At 37.1% G+C, this 18,777-nt stretch carries 14 protein-coding genes and 1 pseudogene; 7 read left to right on the top strand and 8 right to left on the bottom strand.

Translation table 11 applies throughout. The features are described from left to right. Nucleotides 1-104 precede the first annotated feature (104 nt). Nucleotides 105-980 carry a helix-turn-helix transcriptional regulator gene (locus IPU53_RS00365; protein WP_207446254.1) on the top strand — a complete coding sequence of 292 codons (876 nt, stop codon included), beginning with the start codon at nt 105-107 and terminating at the stop codon, nt 978-980. A gap of 276 nt (nt 981-1,256) precedes the next feature. Here IPU53_RS00365 and IPU53_RS00370 read toward each other — a convergent pair whose 3' ends face one another. Next, complete coding sequence (locus tag IPU53_RS00370; protein ID WP_207446256.1) at nt 1,257-2,030, bottom strand: DeoR/GlpR family DNA-binding transcription regulator; 774 nt, start codon at nt 2,028-2,030, stop codon at nt 1,257-1,259. 236 nt (nt 2,031-2,266) lie between these two features. Between IPU53_RS00370 and phnX the strand changes: the two genes are divergently transcribed. The 6 genes and pseudogenes from phnX to IPU53_RS00400 form a co-directional block, all read left to right on the top strand. Then, the gene (phnX, locus tag IPU53_RS00375) at nt 2,267-3,118 is read left to right on the top strand and encodes a phosphonoacetaldehyde hydrolase (RefSeq protein ID WP_396019870.1); all 852 of its coding nucleotides are present in this window, start codon (nt 2,267-2,269) and stop codon (nt 3,116-3,118) included. After that, on the top strand, nt 3,102-4,235 hold the full coding sequence (locus tag IPU53_RS00380) for a phosphonoacetaldehyde reductase (RefSeq protein WP_207446260.1): 1,134 nt from the start codon (nt 3,102-3,104) through the stop codon (nt 4,233-4,235). Before phnX ends, IPU53_RS00380 begins: the two co-directional genes overlap by 17 nt. Before the next feature lie 230 nt (nt 4,236-4,465). Next, nucleotides 4,466-5,350: a metallophosphoesterase family protein gene (locus tag IPU53_RS00385; protein WP_207446262.1), complete on the top strand. Its 885-nt coding sequence runs from the start codon at nt 4,466-4,468 to the stop codon at nt 5,348-5,350. 154 nt (nt 5,351-5,504) lie between these two features. Next, a complete protein-coding gene (locus IPU53_RS00390) occupies nt 5,505-6,440 on the top strand; it encodes a metallophosphoesterase family protein (RefSeq protein ID WP_207446271.1) in 936 nt (311 codons plus the stop codon). 33 nt (nt 6,441-6,473) lie between these two features. Beyond that, entirely contained in the window at nt 6,474-7,787 is a 1,314-nt protein-coding gene (locus tag IPU53_RS00395) for an ABC transporter substrate-binding protein (RefSeq protein ID WP_207446278.1), read from the top strand. Nucleotides 7,788-7,886: 99 nt separating this feature from the next. After that, a pseudogene (locus IPU53_RS00400) lies at nt 7,887-8,143 on the top strand (IS3-like element IS655 family transposase); the annotation flags it as partial. A gap of 3 nt (nt 8,144-8,146) precedes the next feature. Here IPU53_RS00400 and IPU53_RS00405 read toward each other — a convergent pair. The 7 genes from IPU53_RS00405 to IPU53_RS00435 form a co-directional block, all read right to left on the bottom strand. Then, complete coding sequence (locus IPU53_RS00405) at nt 8,147-8,779, bottom strand: CatA-like O-acetyltransferase (RefSeq protein ID WP_207446279.1); 633 nt, start codon at nt 8,777-8,779, stop codon at nt 8,147-8,149. A 120-nt stretch (nt 8,780-8,899) separates the two neighbouring features. After that, nucleotides 8,900-9,535, bottom strand: coding sequence for a pentapeptide repeat-containing protein (locus IPU53_RS00410; RefSeq protein WP_207446280.1), 636 nt, complete (start codon nt 9,533-9,535; stop codon nt 8,900-8,902). A gap of 867 nt (nt 9,536-10,402) precedes the next feature. Continuing rightward, nucleotides 10,403-12,481: a DUF5054 domain-containing protein gene (locus IPU53_RS00415; RefSeq protein ID WP_207446281.1), complete on the bottom strand. Its 2,079-nt coding sequence runs from the start codon at nt 12,479-12,481 to the stop codon at nt 10,403-10,405. Between the two features lie 16 nt (nt 12,482-12,497). Next, a complete protein-coding gene (locus tag IPU53_RS00420; RefSeq protein ID WP_242697966.1) occupies nt 12,498-14,930 on the bottom strand; it encodes a glycosyl hydrolase in 2,433 nt (810 codons plus the stop codon). Between the two features lie 17 nt (nt 14,931-14,947). Beyond that, entirely contained in the window at nt 14,948-15,853 is a 906-nt protein-coding gene (locus IPU53_RS00425; protein ID WP_207446285.1) for an ROK family protein, read from the bottom strand. A gap of 14 nt (nt 15,854-15,867) precedes the next feature. Then, nucleotides 15,868-17,604, bottom strand: a complete 1,737-nt coding sequence (locus IPU53_RS00430) for a class I mannose-6-phosphate isomerase (RefSeq protein WP_207446287.1) — start codon at nt 17,602-17,604, stop codon at nt 15,868-15,870. A gap of 174 nt (nt 17,605-17,778) precedes the next feature. Next, complete coding sequence (locus IPU53_RS00435; RefSeq protein ID WP_242697967.1) at nt 17,779-18,504, bottom strand: GntR family transcriptional regulator; 726 nt, start codon at nt 18,502-18,504, stop codon at nt 17,779-17,781. Nucleotides 18,505-18,777: the final 273 nt, after the last annotated feature.

Raw genomic sequence — 18,777 nt, forward strand, 5'->3', positions numbered from 1 at the left:
TCTTTTTTATAAAAGCGCTTGCAAATAATATAAATGTTCTCTAAACTAAACTCTATATAAATTTGTACAATCTTTTTTCATTTTTGATGAGAGGTGTAAACAGTTTGAATTTTATTTTTCATACTAAAAGACTTTATAGTGCCGTCAATTTAACAAATTTGCAATATACTTATGCTGAGAAAGATTGGATTTACGATAAACACCGTCATCCTTATTATGAATTTTTACATTGTATTTCTGGAAAAATCGAACAAGCGGTGGGGGATGATACCTATTTATTAGGACCGGGTGATAGCCTTATTATTCAAGGGGGATTTTTCCACAAAACAAGAATAATAGAATCCAGTGAGTTCTTAGGTTTCCATTTTGATGTGGAGAACACAGAAATAAATAGAGCTATACACCATTCAAACAATATTTTTATTACAGCAAAAACGGAACCGACGCTTCAGCAGTATATTATGAATTGGGTTACTAATTTTATTCATCAATATAGGGAAATACTGAACCTAACGAGCCCCTCTATAAAAGTTGAAGATTTTACATTTGCAAATAGTGAGTTAGAAATACACGGTCATGTCATCTTGTTAATTTGCCAAATTGCGAAGTATGCTTACGAGAATAAAGAAAAAGAGATGAAACATAATAGTTTTGAAGTGTATATTGCAGAAGAAATAGCCAAGATTATTCACACTCGTTCCATCTCTGATTTTAAAATAGCCGATATTTCATCTGAAATTCATTTACATAGAACTTACATCACCAGTATCTTTTCAAAGATCTATGGCATGTCACCCAAGCAGTACCATTTAAATGTAAAATTAGAAAAAGCTAAAGAACTTCTTCTAGAAACTCATTTATCCATTGAGGAGATTGCCGAAAGACTAAATTTCTATTCATCCAGTCATTTTTCAAGATTTTTCACAAAGCAAGCTGGCATTGCCCCAAGCAAATATAGAAATAGACATTTTTCTGTTTAAAGCAACCTGGATTGAGAATGAAGCCTCTAAAAACAGAATAGGTAGAGAAAAATAAACTATCTTTCTCCACCTACCTTAGTATTTCTTTATTTAAACATGTTTAGAGTGCAGTTATATTAGCGTTATAAACCAATAAGGAGATTTTTTGTTAGTATCTATTTTCTAATAAATCATTAAGTTTCTAAAACTTAACTCCAATGGTTCTCTTCTCTTAATGTGTTTGCCCGCTTAAACGGTTTTTTACGGCTGCGTGAAAAGCTAATGTATCTTATTCATTTAGCTAGGTGAAAGAATGCGAATATTCTCTCTGCCAAAACCCTCAAGTATATTGGAAGGAATTGAACTATCTGTAACGATAAGATCGATCTCCTTCAATGGACAAATATTAATATAAGAAGATGTTTCAAATTTTGATGAATCTGCTACGACAACTTTATGTTTTGATCGTGAGAGAATCGTTTTGATCACCTCTACCTCGTGTATTCTAAAATCGGTTAAACCATTTTCAAGTGATAATCCATTGACGGTAATAAAAGCGATATCAATATTAAAATTAGAGAGTACTTCTTCGCATTGTTTTCCATATAAAGTATACTCTTCGGGATTAAAAAAACCTCCAGAAAGGATAACCTTGAAATTTTTATTAGCTCCAAGAATACTTAGTATCCGGATATCATTTGTAATAATCGTTAACCTTTGAAATTTTTCCATCAGTACTTTTGCAATTTCAATGGTTGTTGTCCCGCCGTTTAAAGCAATTGCTTGTCCTTCTTCAATTAATTCGACTGCTACCATAGCGGCTTCTTGCTTCATTTCTATATTTTTGACTTCTCTTTCATTAAAAAGTTTATTTAGAACATTTTTTTCATTTTGTTTTAAAATAGCTCCTCCATGAACTTTCTTAATAACTCCTTTTTTCTCAAGTGCTTCCAAGTCCCTTCGAACAGTGTCTATAGAGACATCTAATAATGATGCAAGCTCAGTAGCTTTCACGGCTTTTTGTTGTTTTAGAAAAGACTCAATTTTTTGATGGCGATGTTCTTGTAACAATTTTTTATCCTCCGATTTATACCTGTATAATCAATAGCTTAACTTCTATATTAACACTTATGATAAAAAAGCAAAAGAAAGCAAAGAATGGAATTTCCAAAGCTAAGACTCCATATTTTATATGTATAAGCTTGTATTCAATATAAATTTCTTATGAAAACTATTGCAAAATAGTCGAAGAAACATTATTATTGCATTATATAGCAAAAAACAGCAAAAGAAAGCAGATGATACAATTGTATAACAAACTGGAAGCTGTCGTATTTGATTGGGCTGGTACGACTGTAGATTATGGTTGTTTGGCCCCATTAAATGCATTTATCGACATCTTTAAAGAAAAGAACATTGTTGTCACGAATGAAGAAGTTAGAGGCCCGATGGGAATGGGGAAGTGGGATCATATTTATGAACTATGTCAATTAGAAAGTGTTAAAGCACAATGGAAAGCAAGATATAAAAAGTGGCCAAGTAAAGATGAGATAGATGAGTTATATCAGGAATTTGAACCCACATTATTTGCTAATCTTAAGTTTTACGCGAAACCAATCGAAGGAACCCTTGAAGTAGTGGATGCACTGCGCAAAAATGGCCTAAAAATAGGCTCAACGAGTGGCTATACGAAAGAAATGCTGGATATTGTAGCTGAAGAAGCAGCAAAACAAGGCTATCAACCAGATATTAGAATTACATCAGAGAAATTCAGCAAAGGACGTCCATTTCCTTATATGTGTTATGAAAATGCCATTCAATTAGACATTAATGGAATGCAAAAAATGGTGAAAGTTGGCGATACAGTTGCTGACATCCAAGAGGGCATTCATGCAGGAATGTGGAGTGTTGGGGTGGTTTTGGGAAGCAGTCTACATGGTTTTAGTGAGATGGATATAAAACATATGAGTCAAGCTGAACTCTCAAAGAGCATGGAAGTAGCAAAGATGAAATTTTATCAAGCAGGCGCCCATTTTGTCATCAATTCCATCAAGGAGTTGCCTAGATTAATAGAAGAGATAAATGATGTATTACAGCAAAATATTTATCCCCATGAATATTCGCATAGAAAGAGGCTTGAACATGGGAAGCTTCTATAATCCAGTAAAAGTATTAATAAATCGTATTGACGAAATTGAACGTGTCTTGATAAATCTTGGTTCTCAAGTGAAAAATATTGTGCTTCTTACGCGAGGTGAAGATTTCTTAGATTCTCTTTCTGCTCATACACTCATGAAGTGTCTTGAGAATTTTAATGTGAAACATCTTCAAGTAGGTATTTCTAACCCTGACATTGAAGATTTATTTCATTATTATTCACAAATTAAAAACGTTGATTTCCACTGCATTATCGGTGTTGGTGGAGGTACCATTCTAGACCTTTCGAAATCTTTATCCGCATTAAAACATATAGAGATTGATTCTACCAATCAACTTCGATTGTTGATCAAGCAAAAAAGCTATGTAGAAAACCAAAATATCGTTCCATGGATTGGAATACCGACCACATCAGGAACAGGCTCGGAACTGACATGTTGGGCAACAATTTGGGATCGAGCCAAGGGTGTGAAATTATCGATTGAAAGTGAAAATCTGTATGCACATACTGCTATTATCGATTCTACCCTTACAACATCACTACCCAAAAAATTAACAGCTTCAACTGCACTTGATGCATTATGTCATGCTACGGAAGCTTATTGGTCAAAAAACTCCAATGAACTATCAAAAGTATATGCCTTAGAAGCAATCAAACGTATTGTAGGCAACTTGGAAAAAGTATTAGATTGCCCTTACGATCTTACATTAAGAAATGAAATGGCTTTAGGAAGTTTATATGCGGGACTAGCTTTTAGCAACACACGTACAACTGCATGTCATTCTATATCTTATCCTCTTACCTTGTATCTTGGAATAGACCACGGTGTAGCGACAAGTTTAACTCTGGCTAAAATAATGGAGTTAAATCTTGAAACAATAATTGATAAAAATCAATTATTTGAAGCGTTTGGTGTAGCGAACATTGAGGAAGTGAAGCAGTTTATTATTCATATATATGAACAAGCTGGTTTTCCAAGCAATCTCAAAGATTATAATGCTAATCTTGAAATAATTGAATCTATCGTTGAAAATGCCTTTACGAAAGGGCGGATGGATAATAATCCTATCGCTTTAACAAAGAAAGATGTTTTAAGCGTTCTTATGTCAATATTTTAAGATAAAAGAGAGTAAACAACAAGAACAAATATGATGAGTATATGAAGGTTTATCAGGATGCTTATGAAAGATATAAGGAATAAAAAGTACAGGTAGAGTTGTGTCGATGAAGAATTGATGGGGGCTTTTTTGCCTCCTGATTTTTCACTTCATCTAAGCGAAAGATAAATATTGAAAGTACTAACAAAAACCTTATTGAAACAATAAAACATTCTAGGAGGTTCTATTAAATGGGAAATGTAAATCAATCTGATGAAAGCGCTATTCTTGAATTCTTTATAATCAGTGACTTTCAGCTGACTGCCGGCAATGAGAGATCACATGAAAAGTTAAAAATGGGATTGGAGGATCTTAAATCAATTCATTCTGCGCCTGATGCATTAGTAGTCAATGGGGACATGACTGATGATGGAGGGAATGAAAGTTATGCAAAAGTCCTCGAGATAATGGAGGAAGCTTTTCATGTGGAAAATACTTTATTTGCAATTGGTAATCATGAATTTTTTAAGAATGATGGAAATGAACCATCAATCAAACGATTTTTGAATTTTGCCGGACGTGACCAAATTTATGATGAAATAGTAGTAAAAGGCTATCCCTTTATCCTATTGGGAACAGAAAGTTGGGGGCCGGTCGGTACACCAACCAAAGATTCAGCAGTATTAGGCGATGAACAGTTACATTGGTTAGTGCAAACCTTGAAAAAATATGAGACATCGAGGAGGCCAATCTTTGTTTTTCTTCATCAACCGCTTCCCTATACACTTACAGGTACGGATTTGAAGTACTATAGTAATGGGGTCATCCAGGATATGGAATTGAAGCGTATTTTATCCCAGTATCCACAAGTCATATTATTTTCCGGCCATTCTCATTGGGATTTACGTTTGCCAGGAATGTTTCTTCAAAACTCCTTTTCCATGGCGAATTCGGGAGCAATTTATAATACATATGGTCCTGGTGAGGAAGGGCATGAGGTCCTTATCGATCCAGATGGGAGTCAAGGTTTATATGTCCAAGTGTTTGAGGAGAAAGTCATCATTAGACCAAGGGATATAGCAAAAAAAGAATGGATAGAGAACACTTTCACACTACCTACCGCTTTGTATAAATAACAAACTTAAGCCTTTCATGGAAATCTTTGGAAAGGGGTGATATTTACAGTAACCATTTTATTGAGAGTGCAAATAAACGAGACAGCAAATGATTTTTCGGGTTAGGTTCTTAGCGAATACGGCAGAAAACTTTTTAATACCGGGGGTTAGATGAATGGATAGTATTGTTTCTAATGATTCACAGCCAGTTCGATTTGGTATCTTTACTGACTTACACCATGATGTTATGCATGACGGACAAGAACGATTAAAGACTTTCATTGATAGGATGAATGAAGAAGACGTTGATTTTATTATACAATTAGGAGACTTTTGTCACCCTTCATCAAATAACTTTGATTTACTGAACATTTGGAAACACTTCAATGGCCCCAAATATCATGTCCTTGGAAATCATGACATGGATCATGCTGATAAGAAAACAATAATGGACTTTTTGGGAATGGAGAAAAACTACTATTCATTTGATTGTGGTCCAGTTCATTTCATTGTTCTTGATGCAAATTTCTTAAAAATAAACGGAGACTATATTGACTTTGCAAATGCAAACTTTTATAGACCACGTGAAGAATGTCCGTTTTTAAATGATCAGCAACTTCATTGGTTAAAAGAAGATCTTGCAAAAACAAATAAGCATACAATCATATTTAGTCATCAAAGCTTAGAAAATGAGGAGGCTGGAATTAATAACGCAAGGGAAGTTCAATCTGTTCTTTCGGCTGTTAATGCCAAGGCAGGATATCAAAAAGTGGTAGCTTGTATGAACGGCCATCATCACCTTGATCATATAAGAACAATTGATGATATTTATTATATAGACATAAACAGTATATCGAACCATTGGATAGGTGAAGGCTATGAGCATATCCGCTATTCGAAAGAAATTGATGAAAAGTATCCGTATCTAAAAAGCACAGTTCCTTATAAAGATCCATTATTTGCAATCGTCACTATACAATCTGGACATGTAAGCATCGAAGGGACAAAGAGTGAATTTGTTGGAGCAAGTCCATTGGAATTAGGTCACAATAATATATCGTATGGACATGAAATTAAATCGATTATATCGGACAGAACACTTCCAATATAACAATAATAAAGACTTTCTTGGGGAGGAAAGGTTTTGAAAACTAAGGTGGTAGCTATTTTCGTTTCTTTGCTTGTTTTCTCCGCTTTAACTGGATGCAGTAATAATAATGCACAGAAAACCGAAATGGGATTAGACAAACAAGCAGAAGATGTTGTAACCGTTAAAGTTTTGTATCCATGGGGAGAGGATGCATTTAAACAAAGATATGAAGCGATCGATCAAAAACTAGAGCACATTAAACTAGAGCTTATCCCAGCAGAGGCAACATCAGAATCACTTCAAGAACTGAATGCCAAAAATATGACACCGGATTTAATTCATTCGAATTTAGGGTTGGCACCGTTAGAAGGACTGGACATGATTCAACCACTTGATGATTTAATAGAACAATATAATTTTGATCTTGACTCATTCTTACCATCGGTCGTTGAAACCATCCGATCTGCGGATTCCGAAGGAAGAATATTAGGCTTACCTACAAATGGAAGAACTTACGCACTATTCTATAACAAAGATATATTTGATCTCTTTGGAGTGCCTTATCCAGAAGGACAACTCACATGGACGGAAGTTTTAGACTTATCTAAAAAAATGAACGGAGAAAGAAACGGACAGCAGTACCGTGGTCTGGAGTTGGGACAAGCCAATACAGGGAACGACACCTTGACTCCTTTATTAGAACTTGGTGTGAACTTAACGGATCCTGAAACAGGGGAAGTATTAATAACACAGGAACCTGCTGTTACAAAATATTTTGAATTAATGGAACATCTATATAGTATTCCTGGATTGTACAATCCAGATCCAGAAGCAAGAGAGGCATATGAATTTCCTCTGAGTACGGTCGGTATGCTTGTGTCATGGGTTGATTACCCTCGCTGGGGGATTCCTGAGGCTGATTTTATGGATCATGTCGGAGTTCTCCCTGTTCCTGTATGGGAGGACAAAGGAGCTGCTCCAATACCTATGGGAACAGCTCGGCTTGTTATCAATAAACATAGTGAACAAAAAGAAGCAGCCTTCGAAGTTATTTCCGAATATCTGTCAGCTGAACACCAATCTATGCTAGCAGCTAAATATTCTGAAGTCCCCGTTTTAAAAGACGAGAAAGTACTGACTAAATTCGGTTCAGAGTCTGAAAAGCTAAAAAACCTGGAATTAGCGCCTGTATTTTCCATAGACTATACGAGTCCACCAGAAAATGTGAGTAGGTGGGATGAATATGTGGATATACAAGGGAGTTTAGCTGAGTTCGCAAAGTTTGAGGCGGATATTCCAACATTTTTACGAACGTTAGAAGAAAAATCAAATCCAAAAATTCAAGAGGCAATGAGTCAGATGGAGTAATCTCCGTGTCTGACAGCAATCGTATAAACGCTTTGGGGGCAGGAATCTACTTTTCCTGTCTTCCGGAGTGAAATAATGAACTCCCCCCCCCCCGAATAATCTGTCAATGAATCGGAGATTGGAAATGTTCTCAATCGGGAGTTTGATCAGGGCCAGGAACTAAAGGTGTTGTGAGTGATCTGACTTACGCCCGTGTCAGACAGGAATGGCATTACATCTGTGTTTTGCTATATTTATATAATCGCAAAATCATTGGCGACAGTGCTGGATCTGAGAAGACTGCAGCCTTAGTTCAGCATGCCTTTGCATCAGTTCCCTACAATCTTAGTCGCCTTGAATTATTCCACTCCGATCGGGAATTAACGGTTCATTTCACGTTGCAGTATTTCAAAAAACAACGTCACATGATAGCCATCTACTGTTGCGTGGTGAACCTTAATATTCACTGGCATTAGCAACTGTGAACCAACTTTTTCGTACTTTCCACTGGTAATCATTGGTGTTAAATTATTTTTGATAGCTCCTGGATGAGATGAAAAATGTTCAAAATGCATCCAAGGAATTGATGAAATATTCACCACGTTGGGTGGAGCATCTCCCATTGGTGCAATATCTGTTGTGTTTGCATAGTCTTTTATAAGCTTTTTGTACTCACGGTCAACTGATTTATAATCCGTTAACCCTTCCAACCATAAACTATAAAATAACGTTGTTTCTTGGTTAAAAGTCGTAAACGTTGGCACTAATTCTTGCCATTCTACTAATTGCTTATCTACGTGGGCATACCTCAAATTCGGAATCTTGTTAACCGATCTAGTTAAATTAAAAATAGAGTAAGCATAAAAACTTATAGATTCGTCTTTACATTTTTTAACTGCTCGAGTAACATCTATTTTTACTGTCATTTCAAACGTTGTGTCTGTCGCCATAAAATAATCATAATAGTTTCTTCTTGGAAAACTTTCTAAATCAATGACTCGATAAATTGTCATCTATTTCAACCTCTCATTTAAAATACTAGTTATTATAAACTCACTACATTCTTGGTAAGATGGCATGTATAAGACTTTACATAATCCAAGTACGGAGTTAAAGGGGATTAAACAGTATCATTACTGTTTAATTTTTAGACCAAATAACGAAGCAAATTGTATTGCTTGAGATGTTGATACTATACATCCTTTTAAGTTCTCTATTGAAACAGTTAAAGAGTCAAATTTGGATGAGCTTATATCAATTCCTTTTAATGGTGTCTCTTCAAAGTTCGCGCCATTAAGATTGCATGAAAGAAATTCTACCTTTTTAAGCTTACAGTCAAAAAAATCAGCGCTTTCTAACGCATCATCATCAAAAATTACCTTTTCAAGTTTTGAGTTACCGAACGTAACCATATTAAGAATTGATTCCCTAAATCTTGTATTACCGATATAAGAGTCTGTTAAGTTACTGCCAAGTAACTTACAATTAAGAAATTCAACTCGATTCATAGAGGCATTCCCTAAATTAGCATTGGATAAATCACAATTCTCAAAGCGCACATCGGTAAGATCAATTCGGCTAAAATCCGTATTTGTGAGATTGCAATTCCTAATCACTGTTTTATATAGTCGCACCCGCTCAAGACTTTCGTCGGCAAATTCTGAATCGGTAACCATACACAATTCAAATTCCGTATCTTCTTCGTAAAAAATATCTGTAAATCTTCTTTCCGTTAAATCTTCAGGGATCTTGGGTGTGTCAATCTTCACTGTATACCTACCTACTTTCAAACGAATTCAATTCATTTATAAACTCTCTAGTTACAAACATAAGGGAACGCACGCTCTTTTACAAGGCTTGACTTTTATGCATTTTCTGATACAAAAGATTTATCAAATGCATATCTTAACTGAAATTGTTTTGCTAAGAAATCCCCTTATTAAATTAAATCGCCCGATTACGAAAGAATACTAATATTATAAAAATGTGCTTTATAAATTCACTTGTTTAACAATATTTCACCCCTATGACGAATATGATGCCGCTGAAAGGTTAAATGATGTTAGGCTAGTAAAAACAGATAGGAAGCAGTGCATCAAGCAATTTTAACTCATCCTTATATTGAGAAGGGGCTAAATGATAAATGATAAGCCCCCTGGCAACATTTAATCGTTAGGAGCGAATTGGTGGTAATAATCGCTTCTTTTTTAGTTCCACTCCCAACAACGTTCATTCACGCCCTTCCAAACTGCTCTTGATAACTAGCTCTCTATAAAGTGGTAACGCCTACATTATCCTTCTGCCCAACGATCATAAGCAATTCGGGATAAATTTCTCATGATGTTCAGACTAATCCCTTCACTACCCAAATTCCTAACTCATTTTGTCCCCTCTCTAACGGAATGTTGTATCCGTTTACAATTACTATTATGAAAATTGTTACAAGGTGAATATTCCTCTTTTTCACCATGCTTTTTATCAGATATGAACGGCACCTCAAATAAACACGTTCGCCAGATTTAAGGATTGCTTCCCTAGGAAGTAGCCTGTGTCCAGCGTTAGGAACAGGCCACTCTTGTTAAAACATAAAACACATTAAAATAATTGTTATTTATGTTCATTCAATTAGTACATCATTAGCTATGCAAATCCAATTCCACTGCAAAACGATAGCCCATATCCCCTTCATACCAAGCCGGAAAGTTCGTTCCCCATACATTATTATATAAATTAATAAAAATACCATCGTTTAAGGAAGGCTGAGCATTGTCAAATTGTAATAGCCCTCTTCTGCCAAAAGAAAACAAAGGAGCTTCCTTGGAACGAATTGCGACTTCCCCCACAACGCCGGAATAGGTAAGCCCTTCTTTTGATAAAGCATGCATATTGCGATTTCCGTCTTCTACTACATGATAAGGAGATAGCGGCTCACTTAATTTGTGCATTTGCCAGCAATATGGATTCGCAACAGAGATACTCGTTTCTAGCCAATACGCTTCTGGCATTCTATTGGCCACTTTGTCTTGCATTTTTAACATTCCTGCTAATGTTTTCGTGCGAAGATTTAAATTGTAACTAAGCCGCATCCTCTTCGGTAATCCGAAATGTGTCACAGACTCTTCCTTGAACTTTAAATCCAATTCAAATATGACAAGCTCATTTTCTCGTCTAAAAGAAGCATTATCTACGTATGGCGAGATGATTTCATGTCTAATCTCGGAATATGCTTCGATTCCCCGTTTGGCAAAGTCAACCAATGCCCAACTACTTGTCCAACGTGTTAAACGACTATATTGACTTAAGAATCGGCTAAAGTTCGCAAAGTCGAAACGTTCATATGATAGCTCTCCAAATCGCTTTCCTTGCTCAAGCATTGAACGATTTTTTACCTTCAGTTCTTGGAGCGCTCCTGTCGAAGCAAAGACCATCTCAAACTCACCAAACTGATATGGTTTTCCTATTACAATTTGTTGTCCGGACTGGATCACTGGGATAGTACTTTCATAGTCCGCAAATTCCTGGTCTACTTCTTCCCGGTGGGCTTCTGATAAAAATTGAACTGCTTTTTCGACATACTGCCGCTGTTCTACCCAAGAAGCCTCATATAATTTGTAAGATCGTTTCTCTGTATGAAAACCGAGATCTGTACTAATCTCCGTCATCAAATCAAAGAAGTCCATCATTTTTCGATCACGATTAAACTCTAATTTATCTTTTGCTCGTGCCTTTTGAAAGTCGGAGATTAAATAATTTCGGTAATCCGGCAAAAATACATTACCATTCCCGCCCCATGTATGCTCAGCTACTAATAATAGTTGTTCTGAGAATTGCCGATATTCTTCGCTGTCCTTTAGCAATGTCCCTTGGGCTAACCATTTAGCTCGTAAACCAAGCAATATCTCATACTTGCCTATTTTTCCTGGGTCAGAGCCAACACCATGAATCCAAGAATCAGCGATTTCTTCTTCAATCACAGGCAGGGTTTCCCTTTTTTCCCAGGCTGCTTGGGCAAATTCATCTAATGTGGATGCGACAATTTCAACATCTGGATATTGCTGACTCAATTTCTCATGAAGTTCCACCACTTCTTGAGCATCACGAGGTGGACCTTGATTATCGTGACTATGTGCGAAATAAAGTAAGTCATTCCAATCTTCACGTTCAAAGGTTTGTCCATAATCCTTCGCATAATGAACAATGATTTCTGATCCGTCATTTGCCCGCCATACGAATAACTCTGGCACATTCGGAACAGCCGAACTGGCATTTACACCGATGTGCAAATACTTTAAGCCAGCCTTCGCCATTAAGGGGACGATTGCAATCGTATGTCCAGGAACATCTGTCATTTTCGCTGCTATGGTTTTCTTTTGAAATCGTTCATCAAGCTTTTGTGAAATTGACAAACCATATTCAAACAGATCTCGATCCATTAACTCTGTATGTGTCGTAACAGGCAAACCATGCCATTTAATCGTTCCTGCTTCAATAGCCGCAATCAGGCGATTTTTATCTTCTGCGACAACAGCTTCATGATTTAAATAGTGGTCAATTAACCATGACCCCGTCGTCCATGTAAACTTTTCCTTCAATGCTTCACCGATTTCAACCGCTCTAGGCATATAATCAAACAGATACGTATCCATTACCTTCTCAGCTAAGTCGGTAAAACCAATATCTAAATGTGTCTTAAAAACAACATGTAGTTTCTTCATGGATGTGACTCCTTCCTTATTCAGGGTTAACCGGAAAGGCTACTAAGCCTTCGTTTAACTCTTGACACTTCTCGATCAGTTGCTCGGCACTTTGTTTTTCTGAAACAAAATAAAGCTGATAATCAAACTCATAAAATCCGGATAAATCTACTTTAAAGTTGGTTTCCCAATAGTTATTCATAACCCATGAGTAGACAAGGTCCTTGTTTTTCTTATGAGTGTTTCCATTACACAATTCAATTTTATGATGATCCAAGGTTCCTAATGTCATTAATGGTGTGTCCTTAATCGCGACAAGCAGGGCTTGATCCTCATCTTTAAATGCTAATCCATTCTGCAGCAGGTAGAATTCGGTATTTGTGCCAGGCAGCTGATCAATCGCTGGTCTGAATACGGTACCTGTCTTCTCAACAAATAGTTCACTTGCTTCCCCGAGACTAAATGGAAGTGGGATATAAAGATTTTCCGGTGCCCACTCATTTTGTTTTTGAATTCTCACATTGACATTTATTTTCGGTACATGTTTATAAATTTTCAGGAATACGGTGTACATTTCCGTACCAGCCAATTCAAAATCCATTTTAACAGAGATAAATAGCGGTCCATCTTTTAATATCTTAATATTTTTCAGACTGGCAGGATGACGCTCTGTCAATCTCCCTTTGCGATTACGCCCCATCAATCTTCTTTCTGTACAAGCATCTGTTTGAATCGGCGTTTTTTCATATACACCAGCAAACGGAGCATATGGTGCATCTGGATGAATGAGTTCCCTGCCACTCTGCTTTTCAACGAATGATTCGATTCCTGATGTATCATTAAATGTAATTTTATAAGCATTTGTTTCAATCATATGCGTATTCGCAATCTCTTCATATCCAGGATATGAGGCTAAATCTTCCACACGATCTGTGCCAATATGCGCATGGTTTACAATCATTTTCTGTTTGGGCGCTTTTCCTCTCCGTAATTTCACGATTCTTTCTTCCTTAGGGTCTAACGTGATGGCGAATTCAATCAAATCGCCACTCGGTATAGATGTAAGCTGGCAATCCAGCACCTCATTCGTCTTGCAATCAACCACTTCCACATAGTTTTCCCTATCCCATGCTAAATAAGTTCCATCAATATGTTCCCAATGCTTGATTTGCACAGACGTATAATCCGTCACTCTATTCTCATGTGGATTAACTACTTTGAAATACTTTTCCCGATCTGTCTGCTGGGACACTTCCCCCAGATTGCTTAACACTTCATCCAAATTCTTAGAGATCAGCCGGTTGGCACTAATCGCATAAGCAGCCTTTCGATAATCTAAATCATTGACGAGCGTATTCCATGGTTCACTGACAGAAGAAGCATAGCCCCAAGTATGTTCCGCGTACATCATCAGCTGATTTTCCGCCTCTTGCAAAAACGACTGTTTGCCCAGCTCTGATTTTGGGTCCAATTTCTTCGATAGATGATATTTTCGCTGGGCATCACGATAAATTTTCGTTGGTGCTGGTGTCGAGCCGACCCCATCTGCCCACCAATCTGTCCAGTCCCCTGAATAAGTTGGGATTTCCAAATCTTTGTTTCGCAAAATTCGAAAAAACTCATTCAGCGTAATAAGTGCTATTTCCACCTGTTCGCCATGCTTCTCATTCCACTGATAAATGGATTCAATCAAACGTGGATTAGGTGGCGCATTATCTGTCACAATTCCCGAAATCATATTGGGAATGAAATCAAACGGATAGTTTTCAGCTTCCAAATCTTCTATATAGCTGAAAATTCTTTCCTCCGCAATGTCCATCTGATCCGGTTTCGTTACGACTACAGCACCTTGATCAATTCGATAACTATTGGGGATAAGCATAAAATCATTTCCGATTTGATAATGGTCGCCATTCCACACTAACACCTTATTACCTTTTGGCGTTTCCCACCAAAATGGTTGTTGTTTTTTATATAAAGGAAACATTCCATGATGCGTATGCAAGCATGAAAACAAGTTCACTATGCCATTTTTATGCAAAGTTTCAGCATATCCCCAGGAAAATCCGTTAATATCTGCCGTCATCGCGGAATTTAAGTCAAGCTGATTCGTTTCCGCATAGTCCCTTCCCTTTTGGAATTTCTGATCTAGAATCTCATTATCTACTAGTTCTGTCATATTTAAATAGGTGAGGGAAATATCAATAAGGCCCGCTTTTACATATTTTGTAAATTTTCTTTTGAATTCCTCATTGCTGTTTTCAAGGAAATTCTCCACCTGCCAAAAATTCTCACATGTCCATTTATAGCCTTCCCATTCTTTTTTCGAACCATTTCGGGCGGCGTCCAAAATATCAATCACCGATTTAATATAATCAACATGATATCTTTCGATTTTTTCTTGGCGGTCGGTATAACCAATATCAGTATGAGAATGCTGAATTAAATATAAGGTCCATTTCTTTTTCATCTGAAGTCCACCTATCCTTACCATTTTTTCTTTAATAAATATACTAAGCCTTTACATGTACTGAGCATTCCATTCTCACTTGCTTTTATCTCTGTTCTTGATGATTGTCCCTGATCTAGTCCTGCCTGGATACCAGCCTTCATCCACTTCATGCTTCCCGCAATTTGTCCACCGAAAACGATACAATCTGGCTGGAAGGATTGTACATAACGCTGTAAAGCCGTTCCAATTAGGAAACCGAATTTTTGAAAAACGTGCTGCGCCTTTTGTGAACCTATTTGTGAAGCTTGATAGAGCGCTAATCCGTCCGTTTCTTTCATCCCCATTTGCTTGGCTACTGTTTTTAAGCCGTTTGCAGATAAATAGTCTTCGATCGTTCCCTCTAAAAATGGATCTTGATAAATCATGCCACTCTCCTGTAAACCATATTTGTTTTTCACGATCTCACCCTGTTCAATAAAGGTGGAACCACAGCCTGTTCCTAACATAATGAACATCGCTTTATCCGCCTGTTGACCCACTCCATAAATATACTCACCTATGGAAAAGGCGACCGCATCATTTTCAAATAGGAAAGGGATATTTGCCGGAAAATTCATATCAGCCAACCATTTCTGGAAATATGGCTTTAGCTCGACTTGATAAAGAGCATCATATTTTCGTAAACCCTTTATCAAACTGATCCCATTTTCGTAATCAAAAGGACCCGGAAAGGCGATCCCGATCCCCTTTAACTTCCCTTTTTGTTCCAGTACAATCTGAAGTTGCCTTTTGATGATCTGTTCAAAATTGGCCAATATTTCTAATTTTCCTTGCTCAGCCTGGGAAGGGTACTTTTCGCCATCTGCCTGATCCCCATGTAAAAGGTTTACTTTTATTTCAGTCCCACCGATATCTAAACATAAATAAAATTCTTCTGTCATTGTTTCCACCTCAATTAACGTACAAAGGCTTTAATAGTTATTATTTCTTTTCCGATACTGCTGCCGTATGGCTTAATTCTGTAGTTCTTCACTGCCTCAGGGATGATAAAAGTTTCACCATAATGGACAACAAATGGGGCAAAGCTTCCATCAACACTTTCTACAATAGCCTCGTCACCTTCCACTAAGTTCAGGACATTCACACTCCCATGAGTTTCGTGTAATACTTCTCCGGAAAAAGTGTGTCTTCTAGTCTCGATAAATTCACTTTCATGAAGACCAGTTCGTTCTTCCTTCCACGTATCATTTTCGACCAGTACTTCAAAACGATTGGCTAGTTCCTCTTCCACCCAATCTTGGTCACGAGAAAAAATAATATTCGGTTCACCATGCTCTAAATGAACGGGACGTGGAATTCCATCTAGGCCAACCCGTTCCCAATCCCATAGCTTAAATGTAAAACGATTAGGGGTTGCACTGATTTCCAGTACAACAGAGTTGGCACCTGCACTATGAATCGTTCCCGCTGGAATGGAGTAGTGGTCATGCTTTTTGATTGTTTTTTTATAAATATAATCTTCATCTGGAAAACGCCCCGCACCAGTCTCGGCCAATCTTAGTTGCTGCATCATCTCTTCTTTGTCTGTCCCATTTTTCACCCCCAAATAAATCTGGGCATCTTCTTCTGCATCAACAATATAGTAGCTTTCATCTTGGGTATAATGCGCACCAAATACTTCTTGTGCATAGTCTATTAACGGATGCACCTGCAGGCTAAGGTTTCCTCCCCCCATCGTATCGAGAAAATCGAAACGAATCGGAAATTCAGCACCAAAGCGGCCATAAACCCGTTCGCCTAATAATGGTAACGGTTGGTGCATGACGACATTATTAGCCGGTATTTCCATTCGTACATCACCAAACTTTAGATATAAACTATTCTCTTCAGGAACCCCATCAAAGCTCCAAGCTAGATTGACTTTGTCTTGACCGACCTGAAACTTTTCCTGCATCCATTTTCCTCCCCAAACCCCTGGGTCAAAATATGGGACTAAACGAAAAGGCTGTCTAACGACCTGCTCTAATGCCTGGAAATAGCTCTCAGCATCCACCATAACAGGCTGATGTTCCTGATGTGTATCCAAAAAATAATCAATGTGAGCAAATAATTGCTTTTTCAATTTATCTGCTATACGCCATTCAAAAAAATAGCCACGCTTCACCATTCTTAATGGATCTTCCCCGAAATTTTCTGCCTTCCAATTACTAAATTCTCCTGAACGATAACGGTTTTGAATTTCCCATCTTGCTAAGTCGGCATAGATTAAGAGATCCGTTTCATAGAGTAATGAAGCTCCTACTCCATACACGACGACCAATTCATCATTATCTCTCTTCTCTTGAATACTCATCTTCAGACTTTTTTGTTTTTCTTCATCAACAAAATCGGAAAAACTGTGATGGCTCATTAAGCCAAAAACGCGATCATCCGTTAAATTCATTTGTATCATCTCTGTTATTTTTTCCGATGAATAAAATTGTTCAGATGCTTGCACGATATACCTTGGATTTAACGATTTAATGAGTTCTTCTAACAACTCTCTTTCATTCACAGTAGGGTAGCATTCTATTGTTATGACATTAGCGCTGGATTGAGAGATTTCTTGTCTTATTTTGGTTATGATCTCTTTATATCCACTACATGCCTGTTGCCCTGTTTCAACTTTTACCTCTGGAAAAGGATTAAACATTTCGTTCCTCCTAATGTATCTTTGTTATGACATTACTTTAGAGTCTATCACAATTTAATAGCGGAAATTGTCTTTTTAGAAGCACCATCCGAGCAAGCTTAGCGAGCTTTGTTATAGATTTTGGATCGATGGACCTAGTTTTTTATATGATTCGTGATCTTAAGTGATACTCTTTTATTCACGAAAATCTAAATAGTAACGGTATTTTTTTCCGATATAAAAACATTCTGTATACTCGTAAAAGTTTTCAGCAGCTTGTGAAGTAAAACGAACTCTTTTCAATACAGGTTCAGATTCCTTTATTTTTAACTTTCTTTGCACTTCACGATTGGGCGATATAGCCTCAACATACTCTCTTTCCTGATTTACACTAATGTTCTTTGTCTTCAAATAGGCATAGAAAGAGGAATAATAGTCCTTGGCATCTAAAGAATATTCGCGATCATAGGCAATATAGGTGACAAAGAAGGCAAAAATAGAATCTTCATCTCCCCGTACTCGCTTTAAGACCAGTACTTCGCTTCCAACTTCAATATTTAAAAACTTAGCCACACGTTTATTCGCATGCCCTATTTTCACCTCTACGTCTACTGTTTTCGCAAGCTTCCCACGCTCCTGTAGTTCTTGGGTAAATCCCTTAATAATTGTAAAATGATCTTCCTCTTGAAATGTATCTTTAACAAATGTACCCTTTGATCGAATGCGTACGAGCAAATTTTCCTTCATTAATTCATCAATTGCCTTCCGAATCGTGATCCTACTTACATGATAGATATCACATAGCTCCATTTCTGTAGGAATTCGCTCACCTTCCGGCCATTTCTCTGTTTGAATATGCAAACGCATATCATCGGCAATTTGCGCGTATAATGGATAAGCCGCTTGATTGTATATTTTCATTATGGACTCACTGCTTTCTATTTGTACTTATCACTAGTCTCTTTCGTTTCATTTGATAAGTCAAGCACTTCTATTCCCTTTCATATAAACACTTATAGTGGCCAAGCCAAACGTAATGTTTACGAACAGAAATCTTATAAAAATGGCCCTAACATTAACTTCTTATTACATATACGATAAGAATACAAATACCGACTCGTCATCTAAATCCATAGCTACTTAATGGAGCAAAATTAGTACGGCAAAAGGTTCCTTCTGGTTTTGACTGCAGGG

Origin of the sequence: Bacillus sp. SD088 (genome assembly GCF_017355205.1) — a bacterium.
Lineage (GTDB): Bacteria > Bacillota > Bacilli > Bacillales > Bacillaceae_C > Lederbergia.